Consider the following 25,132-nt stretch of genomic DNA (forward strand, 5'->3'; position numbering starts at 1 on the left):
ATTTCAATTTTTTTTCTGTTCGTTCTCTTTTTGAACTTTACGTCTATTTTTGATACTAAAAACACCTTTTGCGTATAAAAAATATACGCATTATCTTTTTATTGTCTATTCGGTATATTCTATCAATCATGCTTTATTGCTCTACTTCTACTTTTATTATCGTATTCTCGATATTCATAGTAAGGAATAGTCAGGATCATTCTCTCGTCAACTTCCCTCATCCACTGCTATGCTTTTCTTATTTACAAAGTAAAATCAAGTACGAGGTAAAATTATGAGGAAGTCAGCAATTCGGAACTACTTAAATCTTTCACCTTCTATTGGTAAAGATGTTTTTATCGATGAGACCGCAACAGTTATTGGCGATGTACGCATTAGTAAAGATGTCAGTATCTGGCCGATGGTAGTTATTCGAGGTGATGTGAATTACATAAGTATTGGAGAAAGATCAAACATTCAAGATGGTTCCGTTCTTCATGTCACTCATATTTCTCACAATGATCCTGAAGGTTTTCCTCTTATTATTGGTGATAATGTTACTGTTGGACATAAAGCAATGTTACACGGATGTACAATAGGTAATCGTGTGTTAGTTGGGATGGGGTCTATTTTACTTGATGGTGCAATTATTGAAGACGATGTCATGATTGGTGCTGGCAGTTTAGTTCCGCCAGGGAAACGACTTGAGAGTGGTTTTCTTTACTTAGGAAGCCCTGTTAAAAAGATCCGCCCACTCTCATCAGAAGAGATAGAGCACTTTATCTATTCTGCTAATAATTATGTTGGATGGAAAAATAATTATTTAGATACTCATCAATCAACCATTGATAAAGAATAAATAGGATGAAGAGTTGATAACTCATATTCAGTGACCAGCTCTTCAAATTCTTCTTCAATGTCCCAACGATTTTGTTTAAATAATAAAATTCCATCTCCAACACCAAAACGCTCAACAAGCTCTTGCTCAGTAATTTGACAATTAAAAAGCATTCCATTGATCATAACAGGAAAAAGAATACTATTACTCTCAGCTAGCCATGTTTCACGGTCTGGAAATTGAATAGACTGGTTCATTGATTTAATTTTTCTCTTAATACAGCTAAAACAGGATTAATATCTGGTACACGCTCATACCATAGTTCAAATGCATAGGCTGCTTGCCCTACAAGCATACCTAATCCATCAGATAAACGTGTACTTCCATGTTTTAATGCGTTGTATAAAAATGATGTCATTCCTGCTTGATAATAAAGATCATAGCAAGCTGTTTCAAAACCATATACATCATTAGGGATAGGAGGTAAATCATTAATCATACTAGATGCAGATGCATTTATGATTAAATCATAATGTCTATCAGCAACATCTTCAGGTGCTATCGCTCTAATTGTGCCAAATTGACCAAATTCTTTTACCAGTTGCTCAGCTTTGGCAAATGTACGATTGGTCAAAGTAATATCACAATCATAATCAAGTAATGGGAGCAATATTCCTCTCGTTGCACCACCAGCGCCAATCACCAAAACAGATCCAACTTTGCCAGGTACAATAAAATCAAGTCTGGCTAAATCCAAAATAAGCCCTTGTCCATCGGTATTATCACCAAGAAGAGTACCATCATCCAGTTTAACAATAGAGTTAACTGCACCACATCCCTTTGCTCTATTTGTCAATTTATCAACAAAACGAAAGGCATCTTCTTTAAAAGGGACGGTAACATTAGCGCCTCGTCCCCCATTCGTAAAAAACTGAGACGCTGTTTTATCAAATTCATTCAAAGGAACAAGTAAACGCCCATAGCCATACTCTATTCCAGTTTGTTTTGAAAAAAACTGATGAATGAAAGGTGATTGGCTATGTTCGACAGGATTTCCCATCACTAAATATTTTTCCATTAAAATCAACCTTGTCGATATAGTTCACCTGTTAATGCATCTCGAATTTCAGAAGGATTTTGTCTACCGCCAACATCTCCTTCAACAATAGGAATGATATCCTGAAATTGTTTTCTTACTTCTGCAACCGTACGACATGGTGGCAATCCACTTAAGTTAGCGCTAGTCGAAACTAAAGGTTTTCCGTAAGCTAAACATAGCTCTTTAACAATTTCATGGTCTGTCACTCTCACAGCCAAAGAGGCAAATTTTCCAGTTAACCACTTTGGTGTTGTCGACTTGGCTGGAATAACCCATGTAACAGGCCCTGGCCAAGATGCAAACATTCTGTCTCGTTGAGTATGTGTTAATGCACTATCATCAATGTAAGGTTTTAGTTGCTCATAATTGTCAGCAATTAAAATTAATCCTTTTTCAATTGAACGTTGTTTTAATGCTAATAAGTCCATAACCGCGTGTTCACTATCAGGATCACAACCGACCCCGAATACAGCTTCTGTTGGATATGCGATAACTTTATTATTTTGTAATGCTTCTATAATAGCGTTGTTTACAGGTGATGCTTCATTATTCATGTTCTTCTCTTTTTGTTTGCAGCTTCCCACATAATTTGCTGGCGCACACTAATCTTACTCCTTGAGAAGACCTTTTTTCCATCAATAATAGATAATGACAATACTCACATTCACCATTAACAGGTTTATTATTTAACACAAATTGACATTCTGGATATTGGTTACAAGCATAAAATGTTTTACCAAACCGAGACTTACGTTGTAACAGTTTTCCCTTTTCACATTGAGGGCAAGGAATAATAGTTTCATCTGGTTTATCAATTTGTTCTATGTGTTCACATTCTGGGTAATTACTGCAACCAATAAACATCCCAAATTTACCCTGACGCAACACTAAATCAGCGCCACAACATTGACAAGGTTGCCCTTCTAGTACTTTTATAATTTGACCATCACCTTGCGGTTTTAATGTTTTTATATAGTGGCATTCAGGATAAGCAGAACATCCTAAAAAAGGACCATGACCACCATTTTTCATGACCAATTCACTACCACATTCAGGGCATTTTTCCTGTTTAGGTTGCTGTGTAAACGGCATATTTTTTTCCATTGTTTTACCTCATACACTTATTCCAATCGAGTATAGCCACCAGCCACAATAGCGACTTTTTCTATAAGCTCAAGTTCTAATAAAAGAGGAGCTAATTCAGATGTTGATAATCCACTATCATGAGCAATAATATCAATGGGTACTATTTCATTAAAACGTAGGAAAGGTAATATCATATCAATTGCTTGTTGTTGATTTGATGTCAGTGGTTCTCTTTGAATATCCTTTTTTTTATTATCAGGGATCTGTATAAACTTTTCAGCTATCGCCTCTTGTGGGGGGGCATAATCGCAAGTAAGCCACTGTAAAGAGCTATTTAAATATTCTAAAATATCATCTGGTGAAGATGCTAAATTTGCACCTTGCTTAATAAGTTGATGATTCCCTTCAAAATGAATATCACCTAATAGCCCTGGTAAAACAAATAATTCCTTACCTTGTTGCAATGCATAGTTAGCTGTAATCAAAGAACCACTTTTAATCCCTGCTTCAATAATGAGCAATGTAGCACTTAACCCACTAATAATTCGATTGCGCTGAGGAAAATGGCGTGCTAAAGGCGGAGTCATTGGTAAATGTTCAGAAATTAGAAGGCCAGACTCTTTTATTTGTGTTGCAAGGGTGCGATGGAATGAGGGATAAATATGCTCTAAACCACTTCCAAGTACGGCAATAGTGACACCATTATTCTTTAATGCACTTCGATGCCCTATTCCATCAATACCTTGAGCTAACCCACTCGTAATAGTGAATTCTTTCTTTACTAATTCTTGTGCAAAGTAAGTCGCCCATTTATTGCCGTATGCTGTTGCATTTCGACTACCTATTAATGCAATTTGTGTGCTTATTAAATGTTTTCGATTTCCTGCAACAAAAAGCAAAAGTGGTGGTGATGATATTTGCTTTAATAAAGGCGGGTAATCTGAATCTGTAATCGTTAATAATGATGATTCATTTTTATCTAACCACTTTAATGTATTGTTGACAGCATCTGCATGAAGTCTTAAAAATTGATGACTTTGCTGTTCTGACAAGCCACAACATTTTAATTGTCTATAATTTAGTTGTGTGACAGATTGTAAATACTTTACAATTTGAATTGCTTTATTAGTCGGTAATCTTGAAACAGCATTAAGCCTTATCCATATTTCTCTGACATCCATGCATTATCCTAATGTTGTTTTTAGCAAACAGGATGAGTGCTAAACACACCAAATACTGTCAATCTAGATAATAAATGTCTAGAATAGACGTTAAATCCTATTCACATTTTAGAAACAGTCCGAATAAATTATGGCAGTGTTACACGTATTACATTATCCAGACGAGCGCCTTCGCACGATTGCAAAGCCAGTCGAAAAAGTTGATGCCGAAATTCAAAGAATCATCGATGATATGTTTGAAACGATGTATTTAGAAGAAGGTATTGGCTTAGCCGCGACACAAGTGGATATCCACCAGCGCATTATCGTCATTGATGTCTCTGAAACAAGAGACCAAAGACTGGTATTAATAAACCCTGAACTTCTTGATGCCGAAGGTGATACCGGTATAGAAGAAGGCTGTTTATCTATCCCAGAACAACGCGCTTTTATTCCTCGTGCTGAACACGTAAAAGTAAAAGCCCTTGATTACAATGGCCAGCCTTTTGAGTTAGAAGCTGATGACTTGTTAGCTATCTGTATTCAACATGAAATGGATCATTTAGTTGGTAAACTATTTGTAGATTATTTATCTCCATTAAAACGCCAACGTATCCGTCAAAAAGTTGAGAAACTCGATAAGTTAGATAAAAAAAGAGCTAAAGCAGGACAGTAACAGTTAAATTGAAACAGGAAGAAAACGTGTCTGATTCATTACGTATTATTTTTGCGGGAACACCCGATTTTGCGGCTCGACATTTAGCTGCATTATTATCAACTCAACATCGTGTGGTGGGAGTAATGACTCCTCCAGATAAACCCGCAGGAAGAGGTAAGAAACTGACTATTAGTCCAGTTAAAGAACTGGCGTTAACTCATGATATTCCTGTTTATCAACCTGCTTCTTTAAAACCAGAAGAGAGCCATGAATGGATTGTAAAACAACAAGCTGACATTATGATTGTTGTGGCTTATGGCATGATCTTACCTAAAGCCGTTCTTGAAATCCCTCGTTTAGGTTGTCTAAATGTACATGGTTCACTCCTTCCTAAATGGCGTGGCGCTGCACCGATTCAACGCTCTTTATGGGCGGGAGATAAAGAAACCGGTGTCACAATTATGCAAATGGATGTTGGTTTAGATACAGGTGATATGCTGTATAAAGCATCGTGCCCAATTACAAATGAAGACACCAGCGCGTCGCTTTATGAAAAACTAGCAGAACTCGGCCCCAAAGCTCTAACGACTACACTAGATCTGATTACATCAGGTAAAATCAAAGCCGAAAAACAAGATGATAGTTTAGCGAATTACGCCCAAAAATTATCTAAAGAAGAAGCAAAAATTGATTGGTCATTATCGGCAGAGCAAATTGAGCGCTGTATAAGAGCCTTCAATCCATGGCCAATGAGCTTTTTCATGCTAGACGAGCAACCTGTAAAAGTATGGAAAGCACATGTTATTGCACATGATACAAATCAACCTGTAGGAACTTTATTAAAAGCAGATAAAACAGGTATTTATATTGCGACAGGCAACGGCATTCTAAATATCACTGAATTACAGCCTTCAGGTAAAAAACCTATGGCTTCTGCTGATTTCCTAAACTCCAAGCGAGATTGGTTCACTCCTGGGAAAATCATTTAATAATAATTCTAAACCCTGATACTTGTCCTTATCAGGGTTTTCCTTTTTTCACGCCAATGTAACACTTCTCTGGCGCTCAATATTAAACGTTAACTCATTATGAAAACGTCATACAACTTACGTAGCATTGCAGCAAAAGCAATCAATCAGGTATTAGATCAAGGCTTATCTCTAAGCACTGTCATACCAGAACTTCAAAAAAATATTTCAGATAAAGATAAAGCTTTATTACAAGAAATTTGCTTTGGTGTATTACGCACATTGCCACAATTAGAATGGATTATTCAGCAACTCATGGATAAACCATTAAAAGGGAAACAACGCATTTTACACTACCTCATTATGGTGGGTTTATATCAGCTTCTTTATACGCGTATTCCTGCCCATGCAGCTCTAGCAGAAACAGTAAATGGTGCTGTTGCACTAAAAAAACCACAGTTAAAAGGATTAATTAACGGTGTGTTACGTCAGTTTCAACGTCAACAAGATATCCTAAATGAACGCTTTCAAAATAGTGAAAGTCGTTTTCTTCATCCATCATGGTTACTTGCCCGTATCAAGCAAGCTTACCCTGAACAATGGATGAGCATTGTTGAAGGTAATAACCAAAAACCACCTATGTGGTTACGTGTTAATCAACGACACCATTCACGAGAAGAGTATTTAGCATTACTTGCAGATAATGAGATTTCAGCCATTGCTGATGATAACCATCCTTTTGCTATTCGTTTAGAAAATCCATGTAATGTTAACCTTCTTCCCGGATTTGCAGATGGTTGGGTAACAATTCAAGATCGCTCAGCGCAACGTTGCGCTGAATTATTAGCACCAGAAAATAAAGAACAAATTCTTGATTTATGTGCAGCACCAGGCGGCAAAACAACACATATTTTAGAAATAGCACCTCAGGCTCAAGTTTTAGCCGTAGATATTGATGAACAACGTTTGAAACGAGTACAAGAAAATCTTACTCGTTTAAAACTTAATGCTATCGTCAAAAGTGGTGATGGCCGTTATCCAGAACAATGGTGCGCAGGTATGCAATTTGATCGTATTTTACTTGATGCACCATGTTCGGCAACCGGTGTTATTCGCCGTCACCCTGATATCAAATGGCTTCGTCGTAATGACGATATTGAGCAATTAGCTCAAATTCAAAAAGAGATCCTTCATGCTATTTGGCCATACTTAAAATCTGGTGGCACACTAGTTTATGCTACATGTTCTATTCTTCCAGAAGAGAACATGCAACAAATTGAAGCATTTTTGACATCAACTAAAGACGCACAATGCCATTATCAATATCAATGCTTACCTGAAGAAGAAGGTGGCGATGGTTTCTTTTATGCATTGATCAGAAAAATATGATCCTGTGATAAAAGATGATATCGGATCTAAAAGACGCTACTATTTCAACGCAAGATCATCAAGATCTTGCGTTTCTTTTCTATTTGTTAATCGAATACTCTGAGAAATTACGATGAAAATTATTATCTTAGGCGCTGGTCAAGTCGGTGGTACTCTCGCTGAAAATCTTGTCGGGGAGAATAATGATATTACTGTCGTGGATACTAATGCAGATCGTTTACGCCAACTTCAAGATAAATTCGATTTACGAGTAGTCAATGGGCATGGCTCTCACCCAAGGATCTTAAGAGAAGCCGGTGCTGAAGATGCTGATATGTTGGTTGCTGTTACCAATTCTGACGAAACCAACATGATAGCGTGCCAAGTTGCCTATACCTTATTTAACACACCAAATAAAGTTGCACGTATACGTGCTTCAGAATTTGTTCGAGAAGCAGATAAATTATTTTTACCTGAAGCGATCCCCATTGATTATTTAATATCACCAGAGCATTTAGTAATTGATTATATTTATAAACTTATTCAATATCCTGGTGCATTACAAGTTGTTAATTTTTCAGAAGGCCAAGTCAGTATCGTTGCAGTAAAAGCCTATTATGGTGGATCTCTTGTTGGTAATGCTTTATCAACTTTACGAGATCATATGCCACATATTGATACTCGTGTTGCTGCAATTTTTCGTCAAGATAGGCCTATTCGTCCTCAAGGCTCCACTATCATAGAAGCTGGAGATGAGGTCTTTTTTGTTGTCGCATCTCAGCATATTCGCGCTGTAATGAGTGAATTACAACGATTAGAAAAACCATATAAACGCATTATGATTGTAGGTGGCGGTAATGTGGGGGCTGGTTTAGCAGCAAGATTGGAAAAAGATTATAGCGTTAAACTTATTGAACATAATCAACAGCGTGCAACAGAATTAGCTGAACTTCTTCATGACACTATTGTTTTTTATGGCGATGCATCAGACCAAGAGCTTCTTGCAGAAGAACATATAGAACAAATCGATGTCTTTATCGCGCTAACTAATGATGATGAAGCTAACATTATGTCTGCTATGTTAGCAAAAAGAATGGGGGCAAAAAAAGCAATGGTCCTCATTCAGCGCAGTGCTTATGTTGATTTAGTTCAAGGTGGCGTTATTGATATTGCAATTTCACCACAGCAAGCAACTATTTCTGCACTTTTAGGCCATGTTCGCAAAGCGGATATCGTCAGTGTTTCATCATTACGTCGCGGTGTTGCTGAAGCAATTGAGGCGGTGGCTCATGGTGATGAAAATACATCAAAAGTCGTTGGTCGTCGTATACAAGATATCAAACTACCACCAGGTACTATTATTGGGGCAATTGTTAGAAATGAAGATGTCATTATTGCAAATGCAAGCCACTCTATAGAACAGGGCGATCATGTGATTATGTTTATCACAGATAAAAAATATGTCCCTGAAGTTGAAAAGCTTTTCCAACCTAGTCCATTTTTCTTATAACGATTACGTAGAAATAAGAATAATAGTGATTGTTACCTATAATGGTCTACTATTATCATATTAAATACTATATTTTTACATAATAAATCTATAATTAGATAACTAAGGGGTGGTTATGTCTTTTTTCAAAGAGTTTCGTGAATTCGCAATGAAAGGCAACGTTGTTGACATGGCTGTCGGTGTCATCATTGGTGCAGCTTTCGGTAAGATTGTTTCATCACTGGTTGCTGATATCATCATGCCACCACTAGGGCTATTAATTGGTGGTATTGATTTTAAACAGTTTAGCCTTGTATTAAGAGATGCAAGTGGTGATGTTCCAGCCGTTGTACTAAATTACGGTATGTTTATTCAAACTGTTTTTGACTTTGCTATTGTTGCATTCGCCATTTTCTGTGCGATTAAATTAATTAACAAAACACGCCGTCAAGCAGAAGAAGCTCCGAAAGCACCACCGGCCCCATCAGCTGAGGAAACTCTATTAACAGAGATCCGTGATTTATTAAAAAATCAGCAAAAATAAAAACTAAAAGGCCAGTGATAACAATTGAAAGAATCTTTTGTTATCACTGGCCTCCCAGTTACCTTTCTTGTTATGTTTCGCTTTTCTCATAAAACTACCTTTCCCTTTCTTATTTTTTTCTACACGTTGTCTAAATAAAGGATCGTGAACCAACGCAGCTAAAGCATTATCTTTAATAACACCTTTTTGGTGCTGATATTTGCTAGACATAAAAACCTCTTAAATTGTTAAAGAACATAAAATGTAATGCGATACAGATATTATTGCTTTGTGGCTCCAGATTCAAGTATTTCTAGAATTGAACAATAAGTACTCTCATGAGCACTACCACAACACGCATTACTCAACATCTTTAATGAATCGCGCATTCTCTCCATTTCTTTCAAACGAATTTCAACTTCAGCCAGTCTTGCATCAACAATATGCTTTGATTCAACACAAGTATGATGGGCAGGATCAACACGAATAGAAAGGAGTTCAGTAATAGCATCTAATGTAAAGCCCAGCTCTTTTGCATAACGAATAAAACGTAAACGTTGGAGATCTTGCTCTGTATATAGGCGATAACCACCTTCTGTGCGTCTATCATGATCCATCAATCCTTGTTTTTCATAAAACCGGATTGTATCTGTTGTTACATTCGCTAATTTTGCAACCTGCCCGATACGATACATAGATCATCCTCCATTGTTAATTATGAATAAGCATAGCAAATAACCAAAAGAATAGGATTGAAATATAGTGCGAAGCTTATATTACAAAATAGTAGTATGGTGAAACAGTAGAAAATAAATATGATGCAACACAAGAGAAGGTAAAGAGGAATGTAAAAATAAAATGTAAAAAGAGAAACCTTTATATCCTGTGAATAACATTTTCCATTAGATATAAAAAAACCGGATTAAAAAATCCGGTCTTTTTATTCGCTTCACTAAATAATAATTAAATTATTCAGCTGCTGCTTCTGTTTCAGAATCAGCACGGTCAACAAGCTCAATGTAAGCCATTGGAGCATTGTCACCAGCACGGAAGCCACACTTCAGAATACGAGTGTAACCACCTGCACGGCTCGCAAAACGCGGACCTAATACTGTAAACAGTTTTGCCACGACTTCGTTATCACGAGTACGGGCGAATGCCAGACGACGATTAGCTACGCTGTCGGTCTTGGCAAGAGTAATCAGCGGCTCAACGACGCGACGCAGTTCTTTCGCTTTAGGCAAAGTTGTCTTGATTATCTCATGACGAACTAAAGAACCTGCCATGTTACGAAACATAGCCTGACGATGGCTGCTGTTGCGGTTCAATTGACGACCACTCTTACGATGGCGCATGACCTTATCCTTCTCAGTAAAACCTTAACCTGTGATCTTATTCATCAGCGATACTTGCAGGTGGCCAATTCTCAAGGCGCATACCTAGAGATAGACCACGCGACGCCAGTACGTCTTTAATCTCAGTAAGAGATTTCTTACCAAGGTTAGGCGTCTTAAGTAATTCAACTTCAGTACGCTGTACCAGATCACCGATGTAGTGGATTGCTTCTGCCTTCAGACAGTTAGCAGAGCGGACAGTCAATTCAAGATCGTCTACTGGGCGCAGTAAGATAGGATCGAATTCTGGCTTCTCTTCTTTAACTTCAGGCTGACGAACATCACGTAAGTCAACAAAAGCTTCAAGCTGTTCAGCCAGGATAGTCGCTGCACGGCGAATCGATTCTTCTGGATCGATAGTACCGTTAGTTTCCATCTCGATTACCAGCTTATCCAAGTCGGTACGCTGTTCAACACGAGCTGCTTCCACATTATAAGCAATACGCTCAACTGGGCTATAGCACGCGTCAACTAAAAGGCGACCGATAGGGCGCTCATCTTCTTCCGAATGAATTCGGGCAGAAGCCGGCACATAACCACGACCACGCTGAACTTTGATACGCATGTTAATAGATGCGTTTTCGTCTGTAAGGTGGCAGATAACGTGCTGCGGCTTGACGATTTCGACATCACCGTCATGGATGATATCGGCTGCAATAACAGGGCCAATGCCAGATTTGCTCAAAGTAAGAATAACTTCATCTTTACCATGAACTTTTACCGCCAACCCCTTAAGGTTGAGCAGTATTTCTAGGATATCTTCCTGAACACCTTCTTTGGTGCTGTACTCATGCAGTACACCATCAATCTCAACCTCTGTTACCGCACAACCCGGCATAGACGAAAGCAGAATACGGCGCAGTGCGTTACCAAGAGTATGGCCGAAGCCTCGCTCTAATGGCTCAAGGGTCACCTTGGCGTGCGTCGAACTGACTTGCTCGATATCAACCAGGCGCGGTTTTAGAAACTCTGTCACAGAACCCTGCATTGTGTCCTCTCTTTGGTGCTAAGCCTTACTTGGAGTAAAGCTCGACGATCAGGTGCTCGTTAATGTCAGCAGACAAGTCAGTACGTTCAGGAATACGTTTGAACACACCTTCCATCTTAGCAGCATCAACTTCCAGCCATGTTGGCTTTTCACGCTGTTCAGCCAGCTCTAAAGCAGCCTTGATACGAGACTGTTTTTTCGATTTTTCACGAACGCTGACTACGTCATTCGGGGAAACCTGATAAGAAGCAATGTTAACCACGCGACCATTTACCATGATTGCTTTATGGCTAACCATCTGACGTGCTTCTGCGCGAGTTGCGCCAAAGCCCATACGATAAACAACGTTATCCAGACGACCTTCCAGCAGAGTCAGCAGGTTTTCACCTGTGTTGCCTTTCAGACGAGTTGCTTCTTTGTAGTAGTTACGGAATTGACGCTCTAGAACACCGTAAATACGACGTACTTTTTGTTTTTCACGTAACTGAACACCGTAATCAGAAAGACGCGGTTTACGTGCGCCGTGCTGACCTGGTGCTTGTTCCAGTTTACACTTGGTGTCAATCGCCCGAACGCCAGATTTTAGAAATAAATCTGTACCTTCACGGCGGCTCAGCTTGAGCTTAGGACCCAAATATCTTGCCATTTTCTTTCTCCAACTTTCCTAAAAACGAAAACGTTATTAAACGCGACGTTTTTTCGGTGGACGACAACCGTTATGAGGAATCGGAGTCACATCAGTAATATTAGTGATGCGGAAACCAGCCGCGTTTAATGCACGGATAGTTGACTCACGACCAGGACCAGGTCCTTTAACCATAACTTCCAAGTTCTTAATTCCGTACTCTTTAACAGCTTCAGCGCAACGTTCTGCTGCAACCTGAGCCGCGAACGGAGTAGATTTACGAGAACCACGGAAACCGGAACCACCGGCAGTAGCCCAACCCAATGCGTTACCTTGACGATCGGTAATAGTAACGATTGTGTTGTTGAAAGAAGCATGGATATGAGCCACACCGTCAGAGACTTGTTTTCTTACACGCTTACGTGCACGAATAGGTGCTTTTGCCATTGTTCAAATACCCCGATTATTTCTTGATCGGCTTACGCGGACCCTTACGGGTACGTGCGTTAGTCTTAGTACGCTGACCGCGAACTGGTAGACCACGACGATGACGTAAACCACGGTAAGTACCAAGATCCATCAGACGTTTGATGCTCAGGGTAACTTCACGACGCAGATCACCTTCTACAACGTATTTGGCAACTTCGTCACGCAGCTTGTCGATTTGCTCTTCAGACAGCTCACTGATCTTAACATTCTCAGCAATACCAGCAGCTACACAGATAGCCTGTGAGCGGGTCTTACCGATACCGTAAATCGAAGTTAATGCGATTACGGTATGTTTATGATCAGGAATGTTAATGCCTGCTATACGGGCCACTATGCACTCCTAAATTAGCAGTTATACAGTACTATTCTGAAAAGCCCGTTTTCAGGATACTCAAACAATACTGTATATATTATAAAAGATTGGGCTGGCTAATTTAGCCAGCTCAACCGAACTTTGCAAGAAAAAAATGCAATAAATTAGCCTTGACGCTGTTTATGCTTAGGCTCGACGCTGCAAATTACACGCACGTGACCGTGACGTCTAACAATTTTGCAGTTACGGCACATTTTCTTGACGGAAGCACGAACTTTCATTTTTACTCTCCGTAACTTCTAAAACAAATCACTTATCAGTAATTAACCTTTAAGATTTGCTTTTTTCAATGCAGACTCATACTGACTTGACATCAGGAGAGTTTGCACTTGAGCCATAAAATCCATGATGACCACAACCACGATTAAGAGGGAAGTACCACCAAAATAGAAAGGTACTTTCATTGCGTCACGCATGAACTCCGGGATGAGACAGATAAAGGTAATATACAAGGCACCAATTAAGGTTAAACGAGTCATTACTTTATCTATATATTTAGCCGTCTGCTCTCCCGGGCGAATTCCTGGTACAAATGCACCGGACTTCTTCAGGTTATCTGCCGTTTCTCTTGGGTTGAAAACCAACGCCGTATAGAAGAAACAGAAGAATATGATTGCAGCAGCGTATAGTAGCACATAAATAGGTTGACCAGGCTGTAGATTTAACGAAATCGTCGTCAGCCAACCCCATCCTGTACCATCGCCAAACCAAGAGGTTATTGTACCAGGAAACAGGATAATACTTGAAGCAAAAATTGCTGGTATAACACCCGCCATATTTACTTTAAGTGGTAGATGTGTACTTTGTGCCGCGTATATTCTACGCCCTTGTTGACGTTTTGCATAGTTAACAACGATACGACGTTGTCCTCTTTCTACAAAAACAACAAAGAAAGTAACCGCGAACACCAATACTGCAACCAACAATAACAGGAGGAAGTGCAGTTCGCCTTGCCGCGCCTGCTCGATGGTTTGACCAATGGCAGGTGGAAGACCTGCAACGATACCTGCAAAGATAATGATTGAGATACCGTTACCAATACCACGTTCAGTGATTTGCTCACCTAACCACATCAGGAACATTGTCCCAGTGACTAAGCTCACAACAGCCGTAATATAGAATGGTAGACCTGGATTAATCACCAGACCCTGCATTCCTGGCATATTCGGTAAGCCTGTTGCGATACCAATTGATTGGAATATCGCCAGCACCAAAGTACCATAACGGGTATATTGGCTGATCTTACGACGACCGGCCTCCCCTTCCTTCTTAATCTCTGCTAACCGAGGGTTAACCACTGATAAGAGTTGGATAATAATCGATGCCGAAATATAAGGCATGATACCCAGCGCAAAGATAGAAGCACGGCTAAGAGCACCACCAGAGAACATATTAAACATTTCAATGATGGTGCCTTTTTGCTGATCGAGCAATTTGGCAAGCACAGTGGCATCAATACCAGGGATAGGAATAAAAGAGCCAATCCTAAAGACAATTAGTGCACCAAGAACAAACAAAAGTCTGCGTTTTAGTTCACCAACACCACCTTTAGCACTCTGAAAATCTAAACCTGGTTGTTTAGCCATCTGTCACTTATTCCTCAATTTTACCGCCAGCTGATTCGATTGCTGCACGGGCACCTTTGGTAACACGCAGACCACGAATAGTCACTGCACGGTTAACCTCGCCAGACAGAATTAATTTTGCAAATTCAATCTGTGGGCCAACAACGTTTGCGGCTTTCAGTGCATTCAGATCGATTACATCGCCTTCAACATAAGCCAAATCAGACAGACGGATTTCCGCAGTCACGAATGATTTACGTGAAGTAAAACCAAATTTTGGTAAACGACGATATAAAGGCATCTGGCCGCCTTCAAAACCACGACGTACGCCACCGCCAGAACGAGACTTCTGACCTTTGTGACCACGGCCGCCAGTTTTACCTAAGCCAGAACCGATACCACGACCTACACGTTTAGGCGCATGCTTGGCACCTTCAGCCGGAGACAGAGTATTTAAACGCATCTCTTACTCCTCAACTTTAACCATATAGGAAACCAAGTTGATCATACCGCGAACTGCTGGTGTATCTTCGCGTTCTACAGTGTGACCGATGCGACGCAGACCTAAACCAGTCATAGTTGCCTTATGTTTAGGCAGACGGCCGATTAAGCTGCGTGTTTGAGTAATTTTAATAGTCTTAGCCATGGTCATTACCCCAGAATTTCTTCAACGGATTTACCACGCTTAGCTGCGACCATATCTGGAGACTTCATGCTATCTAAAGCGTCCAGTGTTGCACGAACCACGTTAATCGGGTTAGTGGAACCATAGGTTTTAGCCAGTACGTTACGAACGCCAGCCACTTCTAGAACTGCACGCATTGCACCACCTGCGATGATACCAGTACCTTCATGAGCAGGCTGCATAAATACGCGAGAACCTGTGTGGGTACCTTTAACAGGGTGGAACAAAGTACCGTTGTTTAAAGCGACGGTTTTCATATTGCGACGGGCTTTTTCCATCGCTTTCTGGATTGCTGCCGGAACTTCGCGAGCTTTGCCATATCCAAAACCAACGCGGCCATTACCATCACCAACTACTGTAAGAGCGGTGAAGCTAAAGATACGACCACCTTTAACGGTTTTAGATACGCGGTTTACCGCGATCAGCTTTTCCTGCAGTTCGCCAGCTTGTTTCTCGATGTGAGCCATCTTACACTCCTACCTTAGAACTGAAGGCCAGCTTCACGGGCAGCATCTGCCAGTGCCTGGACTCGACCATGATATTGGAAACCGGAACGGTCAAATGATACTACTTTGATACCTTTTTCCAGAGCGCGTTCAGCAACAATTTTACCAACTACTGCTGCTGCTTCTTTGTTTCCAGTGTTTTTCAGTTGCTCAATGATAGCTTTTTCTGTAGTAGAAGCGGCCACCAAAGTTTCAGAACCGTTTGGTGCAATAACCTGCGCATAAATATGGCGAGGGGTACGGTGTACCACCAGGCGAGTCGCACCCAATTCCTGGAGCTTACGGCGTGCGCGGGTCGCACGACGGATACGAGCTGCTTTCTTATCCATAGTGTTACCTTACTTCTTCTTAGCCTCTTTGATACGCACAACTTCGTCGGCGTAACGAATACCTTTACCTTTATAAGGTTCAGGGCGACGGTAAGCACGCAGTTCAGCTGCTACTTGACCAATCACTTGCTTATCCGCACCTTTCAGTACGATTTCAGTTTGTGTTGGACATTCAGCAGTGATGCCTGCTGGCAGTTGGTGTTCCACTGGATGTGAAAAACCTACTGATAAGTTAACCGCATTGCCTTTAATAGACGCACGATAACCTACACCTACCAGTTGCAGTTTCTTAGTGAAGCCTTCGGTAACACCTACAACCATTGCATTTAACAGAGAACGAGTAGTACCCGCCTGTGCCCATGCATCAGCAAAACCATCGCGAGGTGCGAAAGTTAACTGGTTGTCAGCATGTTGAATTTCAACTGCATTATGGATAGTACGAGTTAGCTCGCCGTTTTTACCCTTAATCGTAATTACCTGACCGTTGAGTTTAACCTCTACGCCGGCAGGAATGACGACGGGTGCTTTTGCCACACGAGACATTCTTTCCTCCCGAATTAAGCTACGTAGCAGATAATCTCGCCACCAAGACCTGCTTGGCGAGCTGCACGATCAGTCATAACACCTTTTGAGGTAGAAACAACAGCGATGCCCAGTCCTGCCATAACTTGTGGCAGCTCATCTTTTCTTTTATAGATGCGCAGACTTGGACGGCTTACGCGCTGAATGCTTTCTACTACAGCCTTGCCTTGGAAATATTTTAAAGTGATTTCCAATTCTGGCTTAGTGTCGCCTTCAATTTTAAAATCTTCGATATAACCTTCTTCCTTAAGCACGTTGGCAATCGCCACTTTCAGCTTGGAGGAAGGCATTGTGACCGCAACTTTATTCGCGGCCTGACCGTTACGGATACGGGTCAGCATATCCGCGATGGGATCTTGCATGCTCATCTGTCTTTACTCCCGTGATTCAATTATGGTAATTACCAGCTAGCCTTTCTAAGGCCCGGGATTTCACCGCGCATAGCGGCTTCACGGACTTTAATACGGCTGAGGCCAAATTTCCGCAGGAAACCGTGCGGACGTCCAGTTTGACGGCAGCGGTTACGCTGACGAGAAGGACTTGAATCACGTGGCATAGTTTGCAGTTTCAGAACAGCATTCCAACGATCTTCATCAGATACGTTCACATCTGAAACGATAGCTTTCAGTTCTGCGCGTTTTGCGAAGAATTTCTCAGCTAAATTCGCACGTTTTACATCACGTGCTTTCATAGATTTCTTAGCCATGAATGCCCTGCCTTACTTGCGGAACGGGAAGTTAAACGCTGCTAACAGTGCGCGACCTTCATCATCTGATTTCGCAGTCGTAGTAATGGTAATATCCAAACCACGAACACGATCCACTTTATCGTAATCGATTTCAGGGAAGATGATTTGCTCACGTACGCCCATGCTGTAATTACCACGTCCATCAAATGATTTAGCGGACAAACCACGGAAGTCACGGATACGTGGTACAGCAATAGAGATCAGGCGTTCAAAGAACTCCCACATGCGTTCGCCACGCAGGGTCACTTTACAGCCGATCGGATAGCCCTGGCGGATTTTGAAGCCTGCAACAGATTTGCGTGCTTTGGTGATCAAAGGTTTTTGACCTGAGATTGCTGCTAAATCAGCTGCTGCATTGTCCAGCAGTTTTTTATCAACAATCGCTTCACCAACACCCATGTTCAGGGTGATCTTCTCGACCCGAGGGACTTGCATGACAGAATGGTAACCAAACTGAGACATCAGTTTTTGGACTACCTCGTCTTTGTAGTAATCATGCAGTTTCGCCATCGTATACTCCAAATTACTTGATAGTTTCTTTATTAGACTTGAAGAAACGGACTTTTTTGCCGTCTTCGAATCTAAAACCTACACGGTCAGCCTTACCGGTTGCCGCATTGAAGATTGCAACGTTAGAAACTTGGATAGAAGCTTCTTTTTCAACGATGCCACCTGGTTGGTTCAGAGCCGGGACTGGCTTCTGATGTTTTTTAACCAGATTGATACCTTCAACGATAACTTTACCAGAAGAAAGAACCTGTTTTACTTTACCGCGCTTACCTTTATCTTTACCAGTTAGCACGATAACTTCGTCTTCACGACGGATTTTCGCTGCCATTGCCTGCTCCTTAGAGTACTTCAGGTGCCAGAGAGATTATTTTCATAAACTTCTCGTTACGAAGTTCACGAGTAACCGGCCCAAAAATACGCGTACCAATAACTTGCTCGCTGTTGTTGTTTAACAATACACAAGCGTTGCTATCGAAGCGAATGACAGAACCGTCAGGGCGACGAACACCCTTCTTGGTGCGCACCACTACCGCTTTCAGTACATCACCTTTCTTAACTTTACCACGTGGAATTGCTTCCTTAATGGTAATTTTGATGATGTCACCTACATCTGCGTAGCGACGGTGCGAGCCACCTAGAACCTTGATACACATTACGCGACGTGCACCGGAGTTGTCGGCCACGTTCAGCATAGTCTGTTCTTGGATCATTTTAGTGCTCCGCTAAATGTCAACTACTACTGAGCCACTTCCACATTAGAAGAGGCCGTTCAATATCCCATAATACGAGGGAGCGGCATTATAACACCACATTCTCGATATGGACAGAAAAAATAAACGGCTCGTTCAGTTTTGAGCCGTTTATTTCGTACGAAAAGGCTATTTTATTACAGAACAGCTTTTTCTACAACGCGAACTAACGCCCAAGACTTAGTCTTAGACAGTGGACGTGTTTGACGAATTTCTACTACGTCACCAATTCCACATTCGTTGTTCTCGTCATGTACATGCAGTTTGGTCGTACGACGGATAAACTTACCATATAATGGGTGTTTAACCATACGATCGATAGCAACGACAATAGATTTTTCCATTTTGTCACTAACTACACGACCTTGCAGAGTACGGATTTTATCGGTCATTACGCACCCGCCTTCTCAGTCAGTAAAGTCTTAACGCGTGCGATATTACGACGCACTTGTTTCAACAGATGAGACTGTTGTAACTGACCACTTGCTGCCTGCATACGCAGGTTAAACTGCTCGCGCAGTAAGTTCAGCAGTTCTGTGTTCAGCTCTTCAACGCTCTTTTCGCGCAGCTCTTTTGCTTTCATTACATCACCGTCTTAGTTACAAAGGTGGTTTTGATAGGCAGTTTTGCTGCCGCCAGCTTGAATGCTTCACGGGCCAGTTCTTCAGGCACACCATCCATTTCATACAGGACTTTACCTGGCTGGATTAAGGCAACCCAATACTCAACGTTACCTTTACCTTTACCCATACGGACTTCGAGCGGCTTTTCAGTGATTGGTTTGTCTGGGAACACACGGATCCAGATTTTACCCTGACGCTTAACTGCACGGGTCATTGCACGACGTGCCGCTTCGATCTGACGTGCAGTCAGACGACCACGGCCCACAGCTTTAAGACCGTAAGTCCCGAAGCTTACATCCGCACCAGCAGCTAAGCCACGGTTGCGGCCTTTGTGCACTTTACGGAATTTTGTACGCTTTGGTTGTAACATCAGCGACTCTCCTTACTTGCGGCCTTTACGCTGCTGCTTTTTAGGTTGAGCAGCCGGTTTTTCCGCCTGTTCAACTGCAGCCATACCACCCAGGATCTCACCTTTGAAGATCCATACCTTAACGCCGAGCACACCATAAGTGGTTTGTGCTTCTGAGGTATTGTAGTCGATATCTGCACGCAGAGTGTGCAGAGGTACACGACCTTCACGATACCATTCAGTACGAGCGATTTCAGCGCCACCTAAGCGACCACTTACTTCCACTTTAATACCTTTAGCGCCTAAACGCATAGCGTTCTGTACCGCACGCTTCATAGCACGACGGAACATAACACGACGTTCCAGCTGTGAAGTAATGCTGTCAGCAACTAATTTTGCGTCCAGTTCAGGTTTACGTACTTCGGCGATATTAATTTGCGCAGGAACGCCAGCGATATCCGCTACGTTTTTGCGCAGTTTTTCAACATCTTCACCTTTTTTACCGATAACGATGCCTGGGCGAGCAGTGTGAATAGTCACACGGATGCTTTTCGCAGGACGTTCGATAACGATACGAGATACAGATGCTTTAGCCAGTTCTTTAGTTAAGTACTGACGTACTTTAAAGTCGCTGTCTAGGTTGTCAGCGAATTCATTGGTACCCGCATACCATGTGGAATTCCAAGGCTTGACAATGCCAAGGCGGATACCATTAGGATGTACTTTTTGACCCATTGCTAGTCTCCAGAGTCTCAGCGATCAGACACAACCACAGTGATGTGGCTGGTGCGCTTCAGAATACGATCTGCACGGCCTTTTGCACGAGGCATAATGCGCTTCATAGAAGGACCTTCGTCAACAAAGATCTTAGCTACTTTCAGATCATCAATGTCAGCGCCATCGTTGTGTTCTGCATTAGCAATAGCAGACTCCAGTACTTTCTTCACTAAACCAGCAGCTTTCTTGTTGGTAAAGGTTAAAATTTCCAGAGCTTGCGACACTTTCTTACCGCGAATCAGGTCAGCTACCAAGCGAACCTTCTGAGCAGAAGAACGAGCGTGGCGATGCATAGCGATAGTTTCCATCTCTTCCTCCTACCTTATTTTTTCTTAGCCTTTTTATCGGCTGCATGACCGCGATAAGTACGGGTCGGCGCGAATTCACCCAGTTTGTGACCAACCATTTCGTCGGAAACGTAAACTGGAACATGCTGACGACCATTATGGACAGCGATGGTCAAACCGATCATGTTAGGAAAGATCGTTGAACGACGGGACCAAGTCTTAACAGGCTTTTTGTCACCGCTTTCCACCGCTTTCTCTACCTTCTTCAGCAAGTGCAGGTCAATGAAAGGACCTTTCTTGAGAGAACGTGGCATGGCTTATCCTCTAATTATTTCTTAGTACGACGATGAACGATGAAATGTTCAGTGCGTTTGTTTTTACGAGTCTTCTTACCTTTGGTTTGAACGCCCCAAGGTGTTACTGGGTGTTTACCAAAGTTACGACCTTCACCACCACCATGTGGGTGATCGACTGGGTTCATCGCAGTACCGCGAACGGTAGGACGAATACCACGCCAGCGACTTGCACCAGCTTTACCCAGAACGCGTAACATGTGCTCAGAGTTGCCAACTTCACCGATAGTTGCACGGCAATCAGAAGGAACTTTACGCATTTCACCAGAACGCAGACGAATAGTGACATAAGCACCATCACGAGCAACGATCTGAACGTAAGTACCAGCTGAACGAGCTAGCTGACCACCTTTACCTGGTTTCATTTCTACGTTATGAACTGTAGAACCAACCGGGATATTACGCATTGGTAAGGTGTTACCCGCTTTGATAGCAGCATCAACGCCAGACTGAACTTTATCACCCGCTTTCAGGCCTTTTGGAGCCAGAATGTAGCGACGTTCACCATCAGCATACAGCACTAAAGCGATGTTAGCTGAACGGTTTGGATCATATTCCAGACGTTCTACTGTTGCAGGGATACCATCTTTGTTGCGTTTGAAGTCAACAATACGGTAAGCCTGTTTGTGACCACCACCAATATGACGGGTAGTGATACGACCATTGTTGTTACGACCACCGGACTTGCTGTTTTTTTCCAGCAATGGCGCATAAGGTTTCCCTTTATGCAGCTCAGGGTTTACCACTTTAACTACGTGGCGACGGCCCGGAGACGTAGGTTTACATTTAACAATTGCCATTGTTCTTTACTCCTCCGACTTACTCAGCGCCGCCGACGAAGTCCAGATTCTGGCCTTCCTTCAGGGTGACGTAAGCTTTTTTCCAGTCGCTACGACGACCAATACGCTGACCGTGACGTTTCACTTTGCCTTTCATCAGCAGAGTGTTAACACTTTCAACTTCGACTTCAAACAGTTTTTGTACAGCTGCTTTAATCTCTGCTTTGGTCGCGTCTTTAGCAACTTTGAGAACGATGGTGTTTGATTTTTCCATCGCGATAGAAGCTTTTTCAGATACATGCGGCGCGCGCAGTACTTTCAGCAGACGTTCTTCACGGATCATGCCAGCATCTCCTCAACTTGCTTCACAGCGTCAGCAGTCATGACGACTTTGTCGAAGGCGATTAAGCTAACAGGGTCGATTGTTGCTGCATCACGTACATCAACTTTATATAAGTTGCGTGCCGCTAAATACAGATTTTCATCTACATCAGCAGTGATGATCAGAACATCTTCCAGAGCCATATCTTTCAGTTTCTGTGCTAAAAGTTTAGTTTTAGGCGCTTCAACAGAGAACTTCTCTACGACGATCAGACGATCTTGACGTACCAGCTCAGACAGAATGCTCTTCAGAGCACCACGGTACATCTTTTTGTTTACTTTTTGACTGTGGTCCTGTGGTTTAGCTGCGAAGCTAACACCACCAGAGCGCCAAATTGGGCTCTTGATTGAACCTGAACGTGCACGACCTGTACCTTTCTGTCTCCAAGGCTTTTTGCCTGAACCAGAAACTTCAGCACGGGTTTTCTGAGCACGAGTACCTTGACGAGCACCAGCAGCGTATGCAACGACTACTTGGTGCACAAGCGCTTCGTTAAAGTCACGCCCGAAGGTAGTTTCGGAAACAGTCAGCGCGCCTTGCGCGTCTTTCATTACCAATTCCATTCCTATCTCCTCGACGTTACGCCTTGACAGCTGGTTTAACGATCAGGTCACTGCCAGTTGCACCTGGAACAGCACCTTTGACCAGCAGCAGGTTGCGCTCAGCGTCAACACGTACTACTTCCAGGCTCTGAACGGTAACTTGTTCGTTACCCAGTTGACCTGCCATTTTCTTGCCTTTGAACACCTTACCCGGAGTCTGGTTCTGACCGATAGAACCCGGAACACGGTGAGACAAGGAGTTACCGTGGGTAGCATCTTGAGTACGGAAGTTCCAGCGCTTTACAGTACCAGCAAAACCTTTACCTTTAGATGTTCCAGTAACGTCGACTTTTTTAACGTCAGCGAAAATTTCTACGCTAATGCTTTGACCTACAGTGTATTCTTCGCCTTCATTCAGACGGAATTCACGTAGTAAGCGGCCAGCTTCGACACCAGCTTTAGCAAAATGACCTGCTTCAGGTTTCAGTACACGGTTAGCTTTTTTGCTACCAGTAGTCACCTGAATGGCACGATAACCGTCTTTCTCCAGATCTCTGACCTGAGTAACACGGTTGTTTTCAATTTCGATAACGGTTACAGGGATTGAAACGCCATCTTCAGTGAAGATACGCGTCATTCCTACTTTCTTACCGACTAAACCAATCATTGTTTCAACCTCTCAATCGCTTGATGACCTGATTAACCTAGGCTGATCTGCACGTCTACGCCGGCAGCCAGATCCAGACGCATCAGAGCATCAACGGTTTTCTCGGTTGGCTCAACGATGTCAACCAGACGTTTGTGAGTGCGAATTTCATACTGATCACGCGCATCTTTATTAACGTGCGGAGAAATCAACACTGTGAAACGCTCTTTGCGAGTCGGCAGTGGGATTGGACCACGAACTTGCGCACCAGTGCGCTTAGCAGTCTCTACGATTTCCGCAGTTGATTGATCAATCAGACGATGATCAAAAGCTTTCAGGCGGATACGGATTCTTTGGTTCTGCATGAGACCAGAGCTCCAACTATTTTTTATAAACGTAAATGATCACTACTCGTACCCATTTCGATTGATGAGAGAGTGTAATCGTTCTGCATATAACTCCCCAATCGGGAGTATTATATTTAATGCAATATAAAATCTGCATTAGCTGATTAATCAGCCCCACTAAATCAGTGAGCCTGCGCATTATACTTGCCTGAGTGATGAAATCAAGCCAAGAATAAAAAATCATCGATAAAAATAAGTTTTATTATTTAAAAAATGACAAAAGCAAAGGCAAACTTCATTCCCTTTGCTTTAAATAGGTTTGTGAACATTGACGATAAGAGACAATTAATGCCTTTTCTTATTGAAGGTTATTCTTCAATAATCTGAGCTTGTAGGTAATTTTGAAGCCCCATACGCTCAATTAATTCAAGTTGAGTTTCAATCCAATCAATGTGCCCTTCCTCATCAGTTAAGATTTCTAACATTAAATCTCGACTCACATAGTCATGGATAGAATCAGCATACGCTATTGCTTCACGTAAATCTTTGGCACCACCAAGCTCTAACTCAAGATCAGAACGTAGCATCTCTTCAACATCTTCACCGATATTCAGCTTGCCCAAATCTTGTAAGTTAGGAAGACCCTCTATAAATAAAATACGCTCAATATATTTATCGGCATGTTTCATTTCATCAATAGATTCATGGTATTCCATTTCATTGAGACGAGTTAGCCCCCAATTTTTGAACATTCGGGCATGTAAGAAATACTGATTAATCGCAACAAGCTCACCACCTAATAATTTATTAAGGTGGGCTATCATTTTTTTATCACCTTTCATTTTTATGCTCCTTCGCTTCCAGTCCTTTTAGTGTAGACCTTTTATACAAAGTGGAGAGAAAGGAAATTTAAAATTTGTTATGCAACTTCAGAAATTTGAGGGTAAAGGGCAGATTGCTCACTTTCAATGATTTGACGAGTTTGACGTACACACTTACCGCAACAACTGCCAACAGGTAAGATCTTGCGTAATTCATTAATAGTGTGGATTTGATGTTTGTGAACTGTGGAGATAATTTTTTTATCACTCACACCATGACAAAGACAGACGTACATAATAGCAACCTCATTAACTACTCACGCACCGAATAGTAAATGATAACTATTATGATTTCAATTTCTATTTGATTTAAGTATTTTAATCTAATGTAGAAACTAACATGAGAATAAGAGAATAAATTGAGGATTAGATTTATCTAAGATAAAAAGAGCTATTTCTAGATACAAAAAAGGGCATCAATGATGCCCTTTTTCTATAACTTAAAGTAGGTTAGG

General features: G+C 41.8%; 43 protein-coding genes. 6 read left to right on the top strand and 37 right to left on the bottom strand.

Features of this window, described 5'->3' with window-relative positions; translation table 11 throughout:
- Positions 1–274 precede the first annotated feature (274 nt).
- Entirely contained in the window at positions 275–838 is a 564-nt protein-coding gene (locus tag JEP40_RS17770) for a gamma carbonic anhydrase family protein (RefSeq protein ID WP_198624641.1), read from the top strand.
- On the opposite strand, the gene JEP40_RS17775 is transcribed toward JEP40_RS17770, so the two are convergent.
- Genes JEP40_RS17775 through dprA form a run of 5 tightly spaced genes read right to left on the bottom strand, consistent with a single transcriptional unit; the run spans position 814 to position 4,183 of the window.
- A complete protein-coding gene (locus JEP40_RS17775) occupies positions 814–1,074 on the bottom strand; it encodes a DUF1488 domain-containing protein (RefSeq protein WP_198624642.1) in 261 nt (86 codons plus the stop codon). The genes JEP40_RS17770 and JEP40_RS17775 overlap by 25 nt on opposite strands.
- On the bottom strand, positions 1,071–1,895 hold the full coding sequence (gene aroE / locus JEP40_RS17780; protein WP_198624643.1) for a shikimate dehydrogenase: 825 nt from the start codon (positions 1,893–1,895) through the stop codon (positions 1,071–1,073). Before aroE ends, JEP40_RS17775 begins: the two co-directional genes overlap by 4 nt.
- A gap of 5 nt (positions 1,896–1,900) precedes the next feature.
- The gene (tsaC, locus tag JEP40_RS17785) at positions 1,901–2,470 is read right to left on the bottom strand and encodes an L-threonylcarbamoyladenylate synthase type 1 TsaC (protein ID WP_198624644.1); all 570 of its coding nucleotides are present in this window, start codon (positions 2,468–2,470) and stop codon (positions 1,901–1,903) included.
- Positions 2,463–3,020: a topoisomerase DNA-binding C4 zinc finger domain-containing protein gene (locus JEP40_RS17790; RefSeq protein ID WP_198624645.1), complete on the bottom strand. Its 558-nt coding sequence runs from the start codon at positions 3,018–3,020 to the stop codon at positions 2,463–2,465. Before JEP40_RS17790 ends, tsaC begins: the two co-directional genes overlap by 8 nt.
- Positions 3,021–3,037: 17 nt before the next feature.
- The gene (gene dprA / locus JEP40_RS17795) at positions 3,038–4,183 is read right to left on the bottom strand and encodes a DNA-processing protein DprA (protein ID WP_198624646.1); all 1,146 of its coding nucleotides are present in this window, start codon (positions 4,181–4,183) and stop codon (positions 3,038–3,040) included.
- 130 nt (positions 4,184–4,313) lie between these two features.
- Here dprA and def point away from each other — a divergent pair, with 130 nt between their 5' ends.
- The 5 genes from def to mscL all read left to right on the top strand — a co-directional run bounded on the left by def (position 4,314) and on the right by mscL (position 9,189).
- Positions 4,314–4,838, top strand: a complete 525-nt coding sequence (gene def, locus JEP40_RS17800) for a peptide deformylase (RefSeq protein WP_109410203.1) — start codon at positions 4,314–4,316, stop codon at positions 4,836–4,838.
- 26 nt (positions 4,839–4,864) lie between these two features.
- Positions 4,865–5,809: a methionyl-tRNA formyltransferase gene (gene fmt / locus JEP40_RS17805; protein ID WP_198624647.1), complete on the top strand. Its 945-nt coding sequence runs from the start codon at positions 4,865–4,867 to the stop codon at positions 5,807–5,809.
- Between the two features lie 99 nt (positions 5,810–5,908).
- Complete coding sequence (gene rsmB, locus JEP40_RS17810; RefSeq protein WP_198624648.1) at positions 5,909–7,177, top strand: 16S rRNA (cytosine(967)-C(5))-methyltransferase RsmB; 1,269 nt, start codon at positions 5,909–5,911, stop codon at positions 7,175–7,177.
- Between the two features lie 112 nt (positions 7,178–7,289).
- A complete protein-coding gene (gene trkA / locus JEP40_RS17815) occupies positions 7,290–8,666 on the top strand; it encodes a Trk system potassium transporter TrkA (RefSeq protein WP_198624649.1) in 1,377 nt (458 codons plus the stop codon).
- Positions 8,667–8,781: 115 nt separating this feature from the next.
- Positions 8,782–9,189 (top strand): large-conductance mechanosensitive channel protein MscL, encoded by a 408-nt coding sequence (mscL, locus tag JEP40_RS17820; protein WP_023583476.1) that lies wholly within the window; start codon positions 8,782–8,784, stop codon positions 9,187–9,189.
- 3 nt (positions 9,190–9,192) lie between these two features.
- Here mscL and JEP40_RS17825 read toward each other — a convergent pair whose 3' ends face one another.
- The 32 genes from JEP40_RS17825 to bfd form a co-directional block, all read right to left on the bottom strand.
- On the bottom strand, positions 9,193–9,399 hold the full coding sequence (locus JEP40_RS17825) for an alternative ribosome-rescue factor A (RefSeq protein WP_072071080.1): 207 nt from the start codon (positions 9,397–9,399) through the stop codon (positions 9,193–9,195).
- A 50-nt stretch (positions 9,400–9,449) separates the two neighbouring features.
- Positions 9,450–9,863 (bottom strand): Zn(2+)-responsive transcriptional regulator, encoded by a 414-nt coding sequence (gene zntR / locus JEP40_RS17830; protein WP_069368787.1) that lies wholly within the window; start codon positions 9,861–9,863, stop codon positions 9,450–9,452.
- A gap of 273 nt (positions 9,864–10,136) precedes the next feature.
- Positions 10,137–10,523, bottom strand: coding sequence for a 50S ribosomal protein L17 (gene rplQ / locus JEP40_RS17835; protein ID WP_004246940.1), 387 nt, complete (start codon positions 10,521–10,523; stop codon positions 10,137–10,139).
- 37 nt (positions 10,524–10,560) lie between these two features.
- Positions 10,561–11,550: a DNA-directed RNA polymerase subunit alpha gene (locus tag JEP40_RS17840; protein ID WP_006535513.1), complete on the bottom strand. Its 990-nt coding sequence runs from the start codon at positions 11,548–11,550 to the stop codon at positions 10,561–10,563.
- 25 nt (positions 11,551–11,575) lie between these two features.
- Positions 11,576–12,196, bottom strand: coding sequence for a 30S ribosomal protein S4 (gene rpsD, locus JEP40_RS17845; RefSeq protein ID WP_004246942.1), 621 nt, complete (start codon positions 12,194–12,196; stop codon positions 11,576–11,578).
- A gap of 36 nt (positions 12,197–12,232) precedes the next feature.
- Positions 12,233–12,622: a 30S ribosomal protein S11 gene (rpsK, locus tag JEP40_RS17850; RefSeq protein WP_002919257.1), complete on the bottom strand. Its 390-nt coding sequence runs from the start codon at positions 12,620–12,622 to the stop codon at positions 12,233–12,235.
- A 16-nt stretch (positions 12,623–12,638) separates the two neighbouring features.
- Positions 12,639–12,995, bottom strand: coding sequence for a 30S ribosomal protein S13 (rpsM, locus tag JEP40_RS17855; RefSeq protein ID WP_036914623.1), 357 nt, complete (start codon positions 12,993–12,995; stop codon positions 12,639–12,641).
- Between the two features lie 146 nt (positions 12,996–13,141).
- Positions 13,142–13,258, bottom strand: a complete 117-nt coding sequence (rpmJ, locus tag JEP40_RS17860) for a 50S ribosomal protein L36 (RefSeq protein WP_071788572.1) — start codon at positions 13,256–13,258, stop codon at positions 13,142–13,144.
- A 42-nt stretch (positions 13,259–13,300) separates the two neighbouring features.
- Positions 13,301–14,623, bottom strand: coding sequence for a preprotein translocase subunit SecY (gene secY, locus JEP40_RS17865; protein WP_006535510.1), 1,323 nt, complete (start codon positions 14,621–14,623; stop codon positions 13,301–13,303).
- A 7-nt stretch (positions 14,624–14,630) separates the two neighbouring features.
- Positions 14,631–15,065 carry a 50S ribosomal protein L15 gene (gene rplO / locus JEP40_RS17870; protein ID WP_004246944.1) on the bottom strand — a complete coding sequence of 145 codons (435 nt, stop codon included), beginning with the start codon at positions 15,063–15,065 and terminating at the stop codon, positions 14,631–14,633.
- A gap of 3 nt (positions 15,066–15,068) precedes the next feature.
- Positions 15,069–15,248, bottom strand: a complete 180-nt coding sequence (gene rpmD / locus JEP40_RS17875) for a 50S ribosomal protein L30 (protein ID WP_036914634.1) — start codon at positions 15,246–15,248, stop codon at positions 15,069–15,071.
- Positions 15,249–15,253: 5 nt separating this feature from the next.
- Positions 15,254–15,754, bottom strand: a complete 501-nt coding sequence (gene rpsE, locus JEP40_RS17880; protein WP_023583472.1) for a 30S ribosomal protein S5 — start codon at positions 15,752–15,754, stop codon at positions 15,254–15,256.
- A 14-nt stretch (positions 15,755–15,768) separates the two neighbouring features.
- Entirely contained in the window at positions 15,769–16,122 is a 354-nt protein-coding gene (gene rplR, locus JEP40_RS17885; RefSeq protein WP_023583471.1) for a 50S ribosomal protein L18, read from the bottom strand.
- Positions 16,123–16,131: 9 nt separating this feature from the next.
- The gene (gene rplF, locus JEP40_RS17890; RefSeq protein ID WP_036933221.1) at positions 16,132–16,665 is read right to left on the bottom strand and encodes a 50S ribosomal protein L6; all 534 of its coding nucleotides are present in this window, start codon (positions 16,663–16,665) and stop codon (positions 16,132–16,134) included.
- 14 nt (positions 16,666–16,679) lie between these two features.
- Positions 16,680–17,072, bottom strand: a complete 393-nt coding sequence (gene rpsH / locus JEP40_RS17895) for a 30S ribosomal protein S8 (RefSeq protein WP_004246950.1) — start codon at positions 17,070–17,072, stop codon at positions 16,680–16,682.
- 32 nt (positions 17,073–17,104) lie between these two features.
- Positions 17,105–17,410, bottom strand: coding sequence for a 30S ribosomal protein S14 (rpsN, locus tag JEP40_RS17900; RefSeq protein ID WP_006535503.1), 306 nt, complete (start codon positions 17,408–17,410; stop codon positions 17,105–17,107).
- 12 nt (positions 17,411–17,422) lie between these two features.
- On the bottom strand, positions 17,423–17,962 hold the full coding sequence (rplE, locus tag JEP40_RS17905; protein WP_036933223.1) for a 50S ribosomal protein L5: 540 nt from the start codon (positions 17,960–17,962) through the stop codon (positions 17,423–17,425).
- Between the two features lie 13 nt (positions 17,963–17,975).
- A complete protein-coding gene (rplX, locus tag JEP40_RS17910) occupies positions 17,976–18,290 on the bottom strand; it encodes a 50S ribosomal protein L24 (RefSeq protein ID WP_006535502.1) in 315 nt (104 codons plus the stop codon).
- A 10-nt stretch (positions 18,291–18,300) separates the two neighbouring features.
- Positions 18,301–18,672, bottom strand: a complete 372-nt coding sequence (rplN, locus tag JEP40_RS17915) for a 50S ribosomal protein L14 (RefSeq protein WP_004246955.1) — start codon at positions 18,670–18,672, stop codon at positions 18,301–18,303.
- A 176-nt stretch (positions 18,673–18,848) separates the two neighbouring features.
- Positions 18,849–19,103: a 30S ribosomal protein S17 gene (gene rpsQ / locus JEP40_RS17920; RefSeq protein WP_023583468.1), complete on the bottom strand. Its 255-nt coding sequence runs from the start codon at positions 19,101–19,103 to the stop codon at positions 18,849–18,851.
- Positions 19,103–19,294 carry a 50S ribosomal protein L29 gene (gene rpmC / locus JEP40_RS17925; RefSeq protein WP_004238624.1) on the bottom strand — a complete coding sequence of 64 codons (192 nt, stop codon included), beginning with the start codon at positions 19,292–19,294 and terminating at the stop codon, positions 19,103–19,105. The genes rpsQ and rpmC overlap by 1 nt, the downstream gene beginning before the upstream one ends.
- On the bottom strand, positions 19,294–19,704 hold the full coding sequence (gene rplP, locus JEP40_RS17930) for a 50S ribosomal protein L16 (RefSeq protein ID WP_006535500.1): 411 nt from the start codon (positions 19,702–19,704) through the stop codon (positions 19,294–19,296). Before rplP ends, rpmC begins: the two co-directional genes overlap by 1 nt.
- A 12-nt stretch (positions 19,705–19,716) precedes the next feature.
- Positions 19,717–20,418 carry a 30S ribosomal protein S3 gene (rpsC, locus tag JEP40_RS17935; protein ID WP_023583467.1) on the bottom strand — a complete coding sequence of 234 codons (702 nt, stop codon included), beginning with the start codon at positions 20,416–20,418 and terminating at the stop codon, positions 19,717–19,719.
- A 17-nt stretch (positions 20,419–20,435) separates the two neighbouring features.
- Entirely contained in the window at positions 20,436–20,768 is a 333-nt protein-coding gene (rplV, locus tag JEP40_RS17940; RefSeq protein ID WP_006535498.1) for a 50S ribosomal protein L22, read from the bottom strand.
- Between the two features lie 14 nt (positions 20,769–20,782).
- A complete protein-coding gene (gene rpsS / locus JEP40_RS17945; protein ID WP_004246960.1) occupies positions 20,783–21,061 on the bottom strand; it encodes a 30S ribosomal protein S19 in 279 nt (92 codons plus the stop codon).
- Positions 21,062–21,075: 14 nt separating this feature from the next.
- Positions 21,076–21,900, bottom strand: a complete 825-nt coding sequence (rplB, locus tag JEP40_RS17950; RefSeq protein WP_006535497.1) for a 50S ribosomal protein L2 — start codon at positions 21,898–21,900, stop codon at positions 21,076–21,078.
- 19 nt (positions 21,901–21,919) lie between these two features.
- Complete coding sequence (gene rplW, locus JEP40_RS17955; RefSeq protein WP_004246962.1) at positions 21,920–22,222, bottom strand: 50S ribosomal protein L23; 303 nt, start codon at positions 22,220–22,222, stop codon at positions 21,920–21,922.
- Positions 22,219–22,824 carry a 50S ribosomal protein L4 gene (gene rplD / locus JEP40_RS17960; protein ID WP_023583466.1) on the bottom strand — a complete coding sequence of 202 codons (606 nt, stop codon included), beginning with the start codon at positions 22,822–22,824 and terminating at the stop codon, positions 22,219–22,221. Before rplD ends, rplW begins: the two co-directional genes overlap by 4 nt.
- Positions 22,825–22,840: 16 nt before the next feature.
- The gene (gene rplC, locus JEP40_RS17965; RefSeq protein ID WP_023583465.1) at positions 22,841–23,470 is read right to left on the bottom strand and encodes a 50S ribosomal protein L3; all 630 of its coding nucleotides are present in this window, start codon (positions 23,468–23,470) and stop codon (positions 22,841–22,843) included.
- 32 nt (positions 23,471–23,502) lie between these two features.
- Positions 23,503–23,814 (bottom strand): 30S ribosomal protein S10, encoded by a 312-nt coding sequence (rpsJ, locus tag JEP40_RS17970; protein WP_001181005.1) that lies wholly within the window; start codon positions 23,812–23,814, stop codon positions 23,503–23,505.
- A gap of 350 nt (positions 23,815–24,164) precedes the next feature.
- On the bottom strand, positions 24,165–24,638 hold the full coding sequence (gene bfr / locus JEP40_RS17975; protein ID WP_198624650.1) for a bacterioferritin: 474 nt from the start codon (positions 24,636–24,638) through the stop codon (positions 24,165–24,167).
- Between the two features lie 77 nt (positions 24,639–24,715).
- The gene (gene bfd / locus JEP40_RS17980) at positions 24,716–24,913 is read right to left on the bottom strand and encodes a bacterioferritin-associated ferredoxin (RefSeq protein ID WP_198624651.1); all 198 of its coding nucleotides are present in this window, start codon (positions 24,911–24,913) and stop codon (positions 24,716–24,718) included.
- Between the last annotated feature and the right edge of the window lie 219 nt (positions 24,914–25,132).

It is taken from the genome of Proteus vulgaris, from assembly GCF_016239305.1.
Lineage (GTDB): Bacteria > Pseudomonadota > Gammaproteobacteria > Enterobacterales > Enterobacteriaceae > Proteus > Proteus vulgaris_C.

Excerpts from the sequence above, each read along its gene's own strand:
- rplW (WP_004246962.1), bottom strand. The coding sequence starts at position 22,222 with ATGATCCGTGAAGAACGTCTGCTGAAAGTACTGCGCGCGCCGCATGTA.
- rplN (WP_004246955.1), bottom strand. The coding sequence starts at position 18,672 with ATGATCCAAGAACAGACTATGCTGAACGTGGCCGACAACTCCGGTGCA.
- rpmD (WP_036914634.1), bottom strand. The coding sequence starts at position 15,248 with ATGGCTAAGACTATTAAAATTACTCAAACACGCAGCTTAATCGGCCGT.
- rpsS (WP_004246960.1), bottom strand. The coding sequence starts at position 21,061 with ATGCCACGTTCTCTCAAGAAAGGTCCTTTCATTGACCTGCACTTGCTG.
- rplO (WP_004246944.1), bottom strand. The coding sequence starts at position 15,065 with ATGCGTTTAAATACTCTGTCTCCGGCTGAAGGTGCCAAGCATGCGCCT.
- rpmJ (WP_071788572.1), bottom strand. The coding sequence starts at position 13,258 with ATGAAAGTTCGTGCTTCCGTCAAGAAAATGTGCCGTAACTGCAAAATT.
- rpsC (WP_023583467.1), bottom strand. The coding sequence starts at position 20,418 with ATGGGTCAAAAAGTACATCCTAATGGTATCCGCCTTGGCATTGTCAAG.
- secY (WP_006535510.1), bottom strand. The coding sequence starts at position 14,623 with ATGGCTAAACAACCAGGTTTAGATTTTCAGAGTGCTAAAGGTGGTGTT.
- rplD (WP_023583466.1), bottom strand. The coding sequence starts at position 22,824 with ATGGAATTGGTAATGAAAGACGCGCAAGGCGCGCTGACTGTTTCCGAA.
- JEP40_RS17840 (WP_006535513.1), bottom strand. The coding sequence starts at position 11,550 with ATGCAGGGTTCTGTGACAGAGTTTCTAAAACCGCGCCTGGTTGATATC.
- rpmC (WP_004238624.1), bottom strand. The coding sequence starts at position 19,294 with ATGAAAGCAAAAGAGCTGCGCGAAAAGAGCGTTGAAGAGCTGAACACA.
- dprA (WP_198624646.1), bottom strand. The coding sequence starts at position 4,183 with ATGGATGTCAGAGAAATATGGATAAGGCTTAATGCTGTTTCAAGATTA.
- rpsD (WP_004246942.1), bottom strand. The coding sequence starts at position 12,196 with ATGGCAAGATATTTGGGTCCTAAGCTCAAGCTGAGCCGCCGTGAAGGT.
- aroE (WP_198624643.1), bottom strand. The coding sequence starts at position 1,895 with ATGGAAAAATATTTAGTGATGGGAAATCCTGTCGAACATAGCCAATCA.
- rpsH (WP_004246950.1), bottom strand. The coding sequence starts at position 17,072 with ATGAGCATGCAAGATCCCATCGCGGATATGCTGACCCGTATCCGTAAC.
- rplQ (WP_004246940.1), bottom strand. The coding sequence starts at position 10,523 with ATGCGCCATCGTAAGAGTGGTCGTCAATTGAACCGCAACAGCAGCCAT.
- mscL (WP_023583476.1), top strand. The coding sequence starts at position 8,782 with ATGTCTTTTTTCAAAGAGTTTCGTGAATTCGCAATGAAAGGCAACGTT.
- rpsK (WP_002919257.1), bottom strand. The coding sequence starts at position 12,622 with ATGGCAAAAGCACCTATTCGTGCACGTAAGCGTGTAAGAAAACAAGTC.
- bfr (WP_198624650.1), bottom strand. The coding sequence starts at position 24,638 with ATGAAAGGTGATAAAAAAATGATAGCCCACCTTAATAAATTATTAGGT.
- zntR (WP_069368787.1), bottom strand. The coding sequence starts at position 9,863 with ATGTATCGTATCGGGCAGGTTGCAAAATTAGCGAATGTAACAACAGAT.
- rsmB (WP_198624648.1), top strand. The coding sequence starts at position 5,909 with ATGAAAACGTCATACAACTTACGTAGCATTGCAGCAAAAGCAATCAAT.
- rplP (WP_006535500.1), bottom strand. The coding sequence starts at position 19,704 with ATGTTACAACCAAAGCGTACAAAATTCCGTAAAGTGCACAAAGGCCGC.
- rpsQ (WP_023583468.1), bottom strand. The coding sequence starts at position 19,103 with ATGACCGATAAAATCCGTACTCTGCAAGGTCGTGTAGTTAGTGACAAA.
- bfd (WP_198624651.1), bottom strand. The coding sequence starts at position 24,913 with ATGTACGTCTGTCTTTGTCATGGTGTGAGTGATAAAAAAATTATCTCC.
- rplX (WP_006535502.1), bottom strand. The coding sequence starts at position 18,290 with ATGGCAGCGAAAATCCGTCGTGAAGACGAAGTTATCGTGCTAACTGGT.
- rplF (WP_036933221.1), bottom strand. The coding sequence starts at position 16,665 with ATGTCTCGTGTGGCAAAAGCACCCGTCGTCATTCCTGCCGGCGTAGAG.
- rpsJ (WP_001181005.1), bottom strand. The coding sequence starts at position 23,814 with ATGCAGAACCAAAGAATCCGTATCCGCCTGAAAGCTTTTGATCATCGT.
- tsaC (WP_198624644.1), bottom strand. The coding sequence starts at position 2,470 with ATGAATAATGAAGCATCACCTGTAAACAACGCTATTATAGAAGCATTA.
- rplV (WP_006535498.1), bottom strand. The coding sequence starts at position 20,768 with ATGGAAACTATCGCTATGCATCGCCACGCTCGTTCTTCTGCTCAGAAG.
- trkA (WP_198624649.1), top strand. The coding sequence starts at position 7,290 with ATGAAAATTATTATCTTAGGCGCTGGTCAAGTCGGTGGTACTCTCGCT.
- rpsN (WP_006535503.1), bottom strand. The coding sequence starts at position 17,410 with ATGGCTAAGAAATCTATGAAAGCACGTGATGTAAAACGTGCGAATTTA.
- rplC (WP_023583465.1), bottom strand. The coding sequence starts at position 23,470 with ATGATTGGTTTAGTCGGTAAGAAAGTAGGAATGACGCGTATCTTCACT.
- JEP40_RS17790 (WP_198624645.1), bottom strand. The coding sequence starts at position 3,020 with ATGGAAAAAAATATGCCGTTTACACAGCAACCTAAACAGGAAAAATGC.
- JEP40_RS17775 (WP_198624642.1), bottom strand. The coding sequence starts at position 1,074 with ATGAACCAGTCTATTCAATTTCCAGACCGTGAAACATGGCTAGCTGAG.
- rplR (WP_023583471.1), bottom strand. The coding sequence starts at position 16,122 with ATGGATAAGAAAGCAGCTCGTATCCGTCGTGCGACCCGCGCACGCCGT.
- rpsE (WP_023583472.1), bottom strand. The coding sequence starts at position 15,754 with ATGGCTCACATCGAGAAACAAGCTGGCGAACTGCAGGAAAAGCTGATC.
- JEP40_RS17770 (WP_198624641.1), top strand. The coding sequence starts at position 275 with ATGAGGAAGTCAGCAATTCGGAACTACTTAAATCTTTCACCTTCTATT.
- rplE (WP_036933223.1), bottom strand. The coding sequence starts at position 17,962 with ATGGCGAAACTGCATGATTACTACAAAGACGAGGTAGTCCAAAAACTG.
- JEP40_RS17825 (WP_072071080.1), bottom strand. The coding sequence starts at position 9,399 with ATGTCTAGCAAATATCAGCACCAAAAAGGTGTTATTAAAGATAATGCT.
- def (WP_109410203.1), top strand. The coding sequence starts at position 4,314 with ATGGCAGTGTTACACGTATTACATTATCCAGACGAGCGCCTTCGCACG.
- rplB (WP_006535497.1), bottom strand. The coding sequence starts at position 21,900 with ATGGCAATTGTTAAATGTAAACCTACGTCTCCGGGCCGTCGCCACGTA.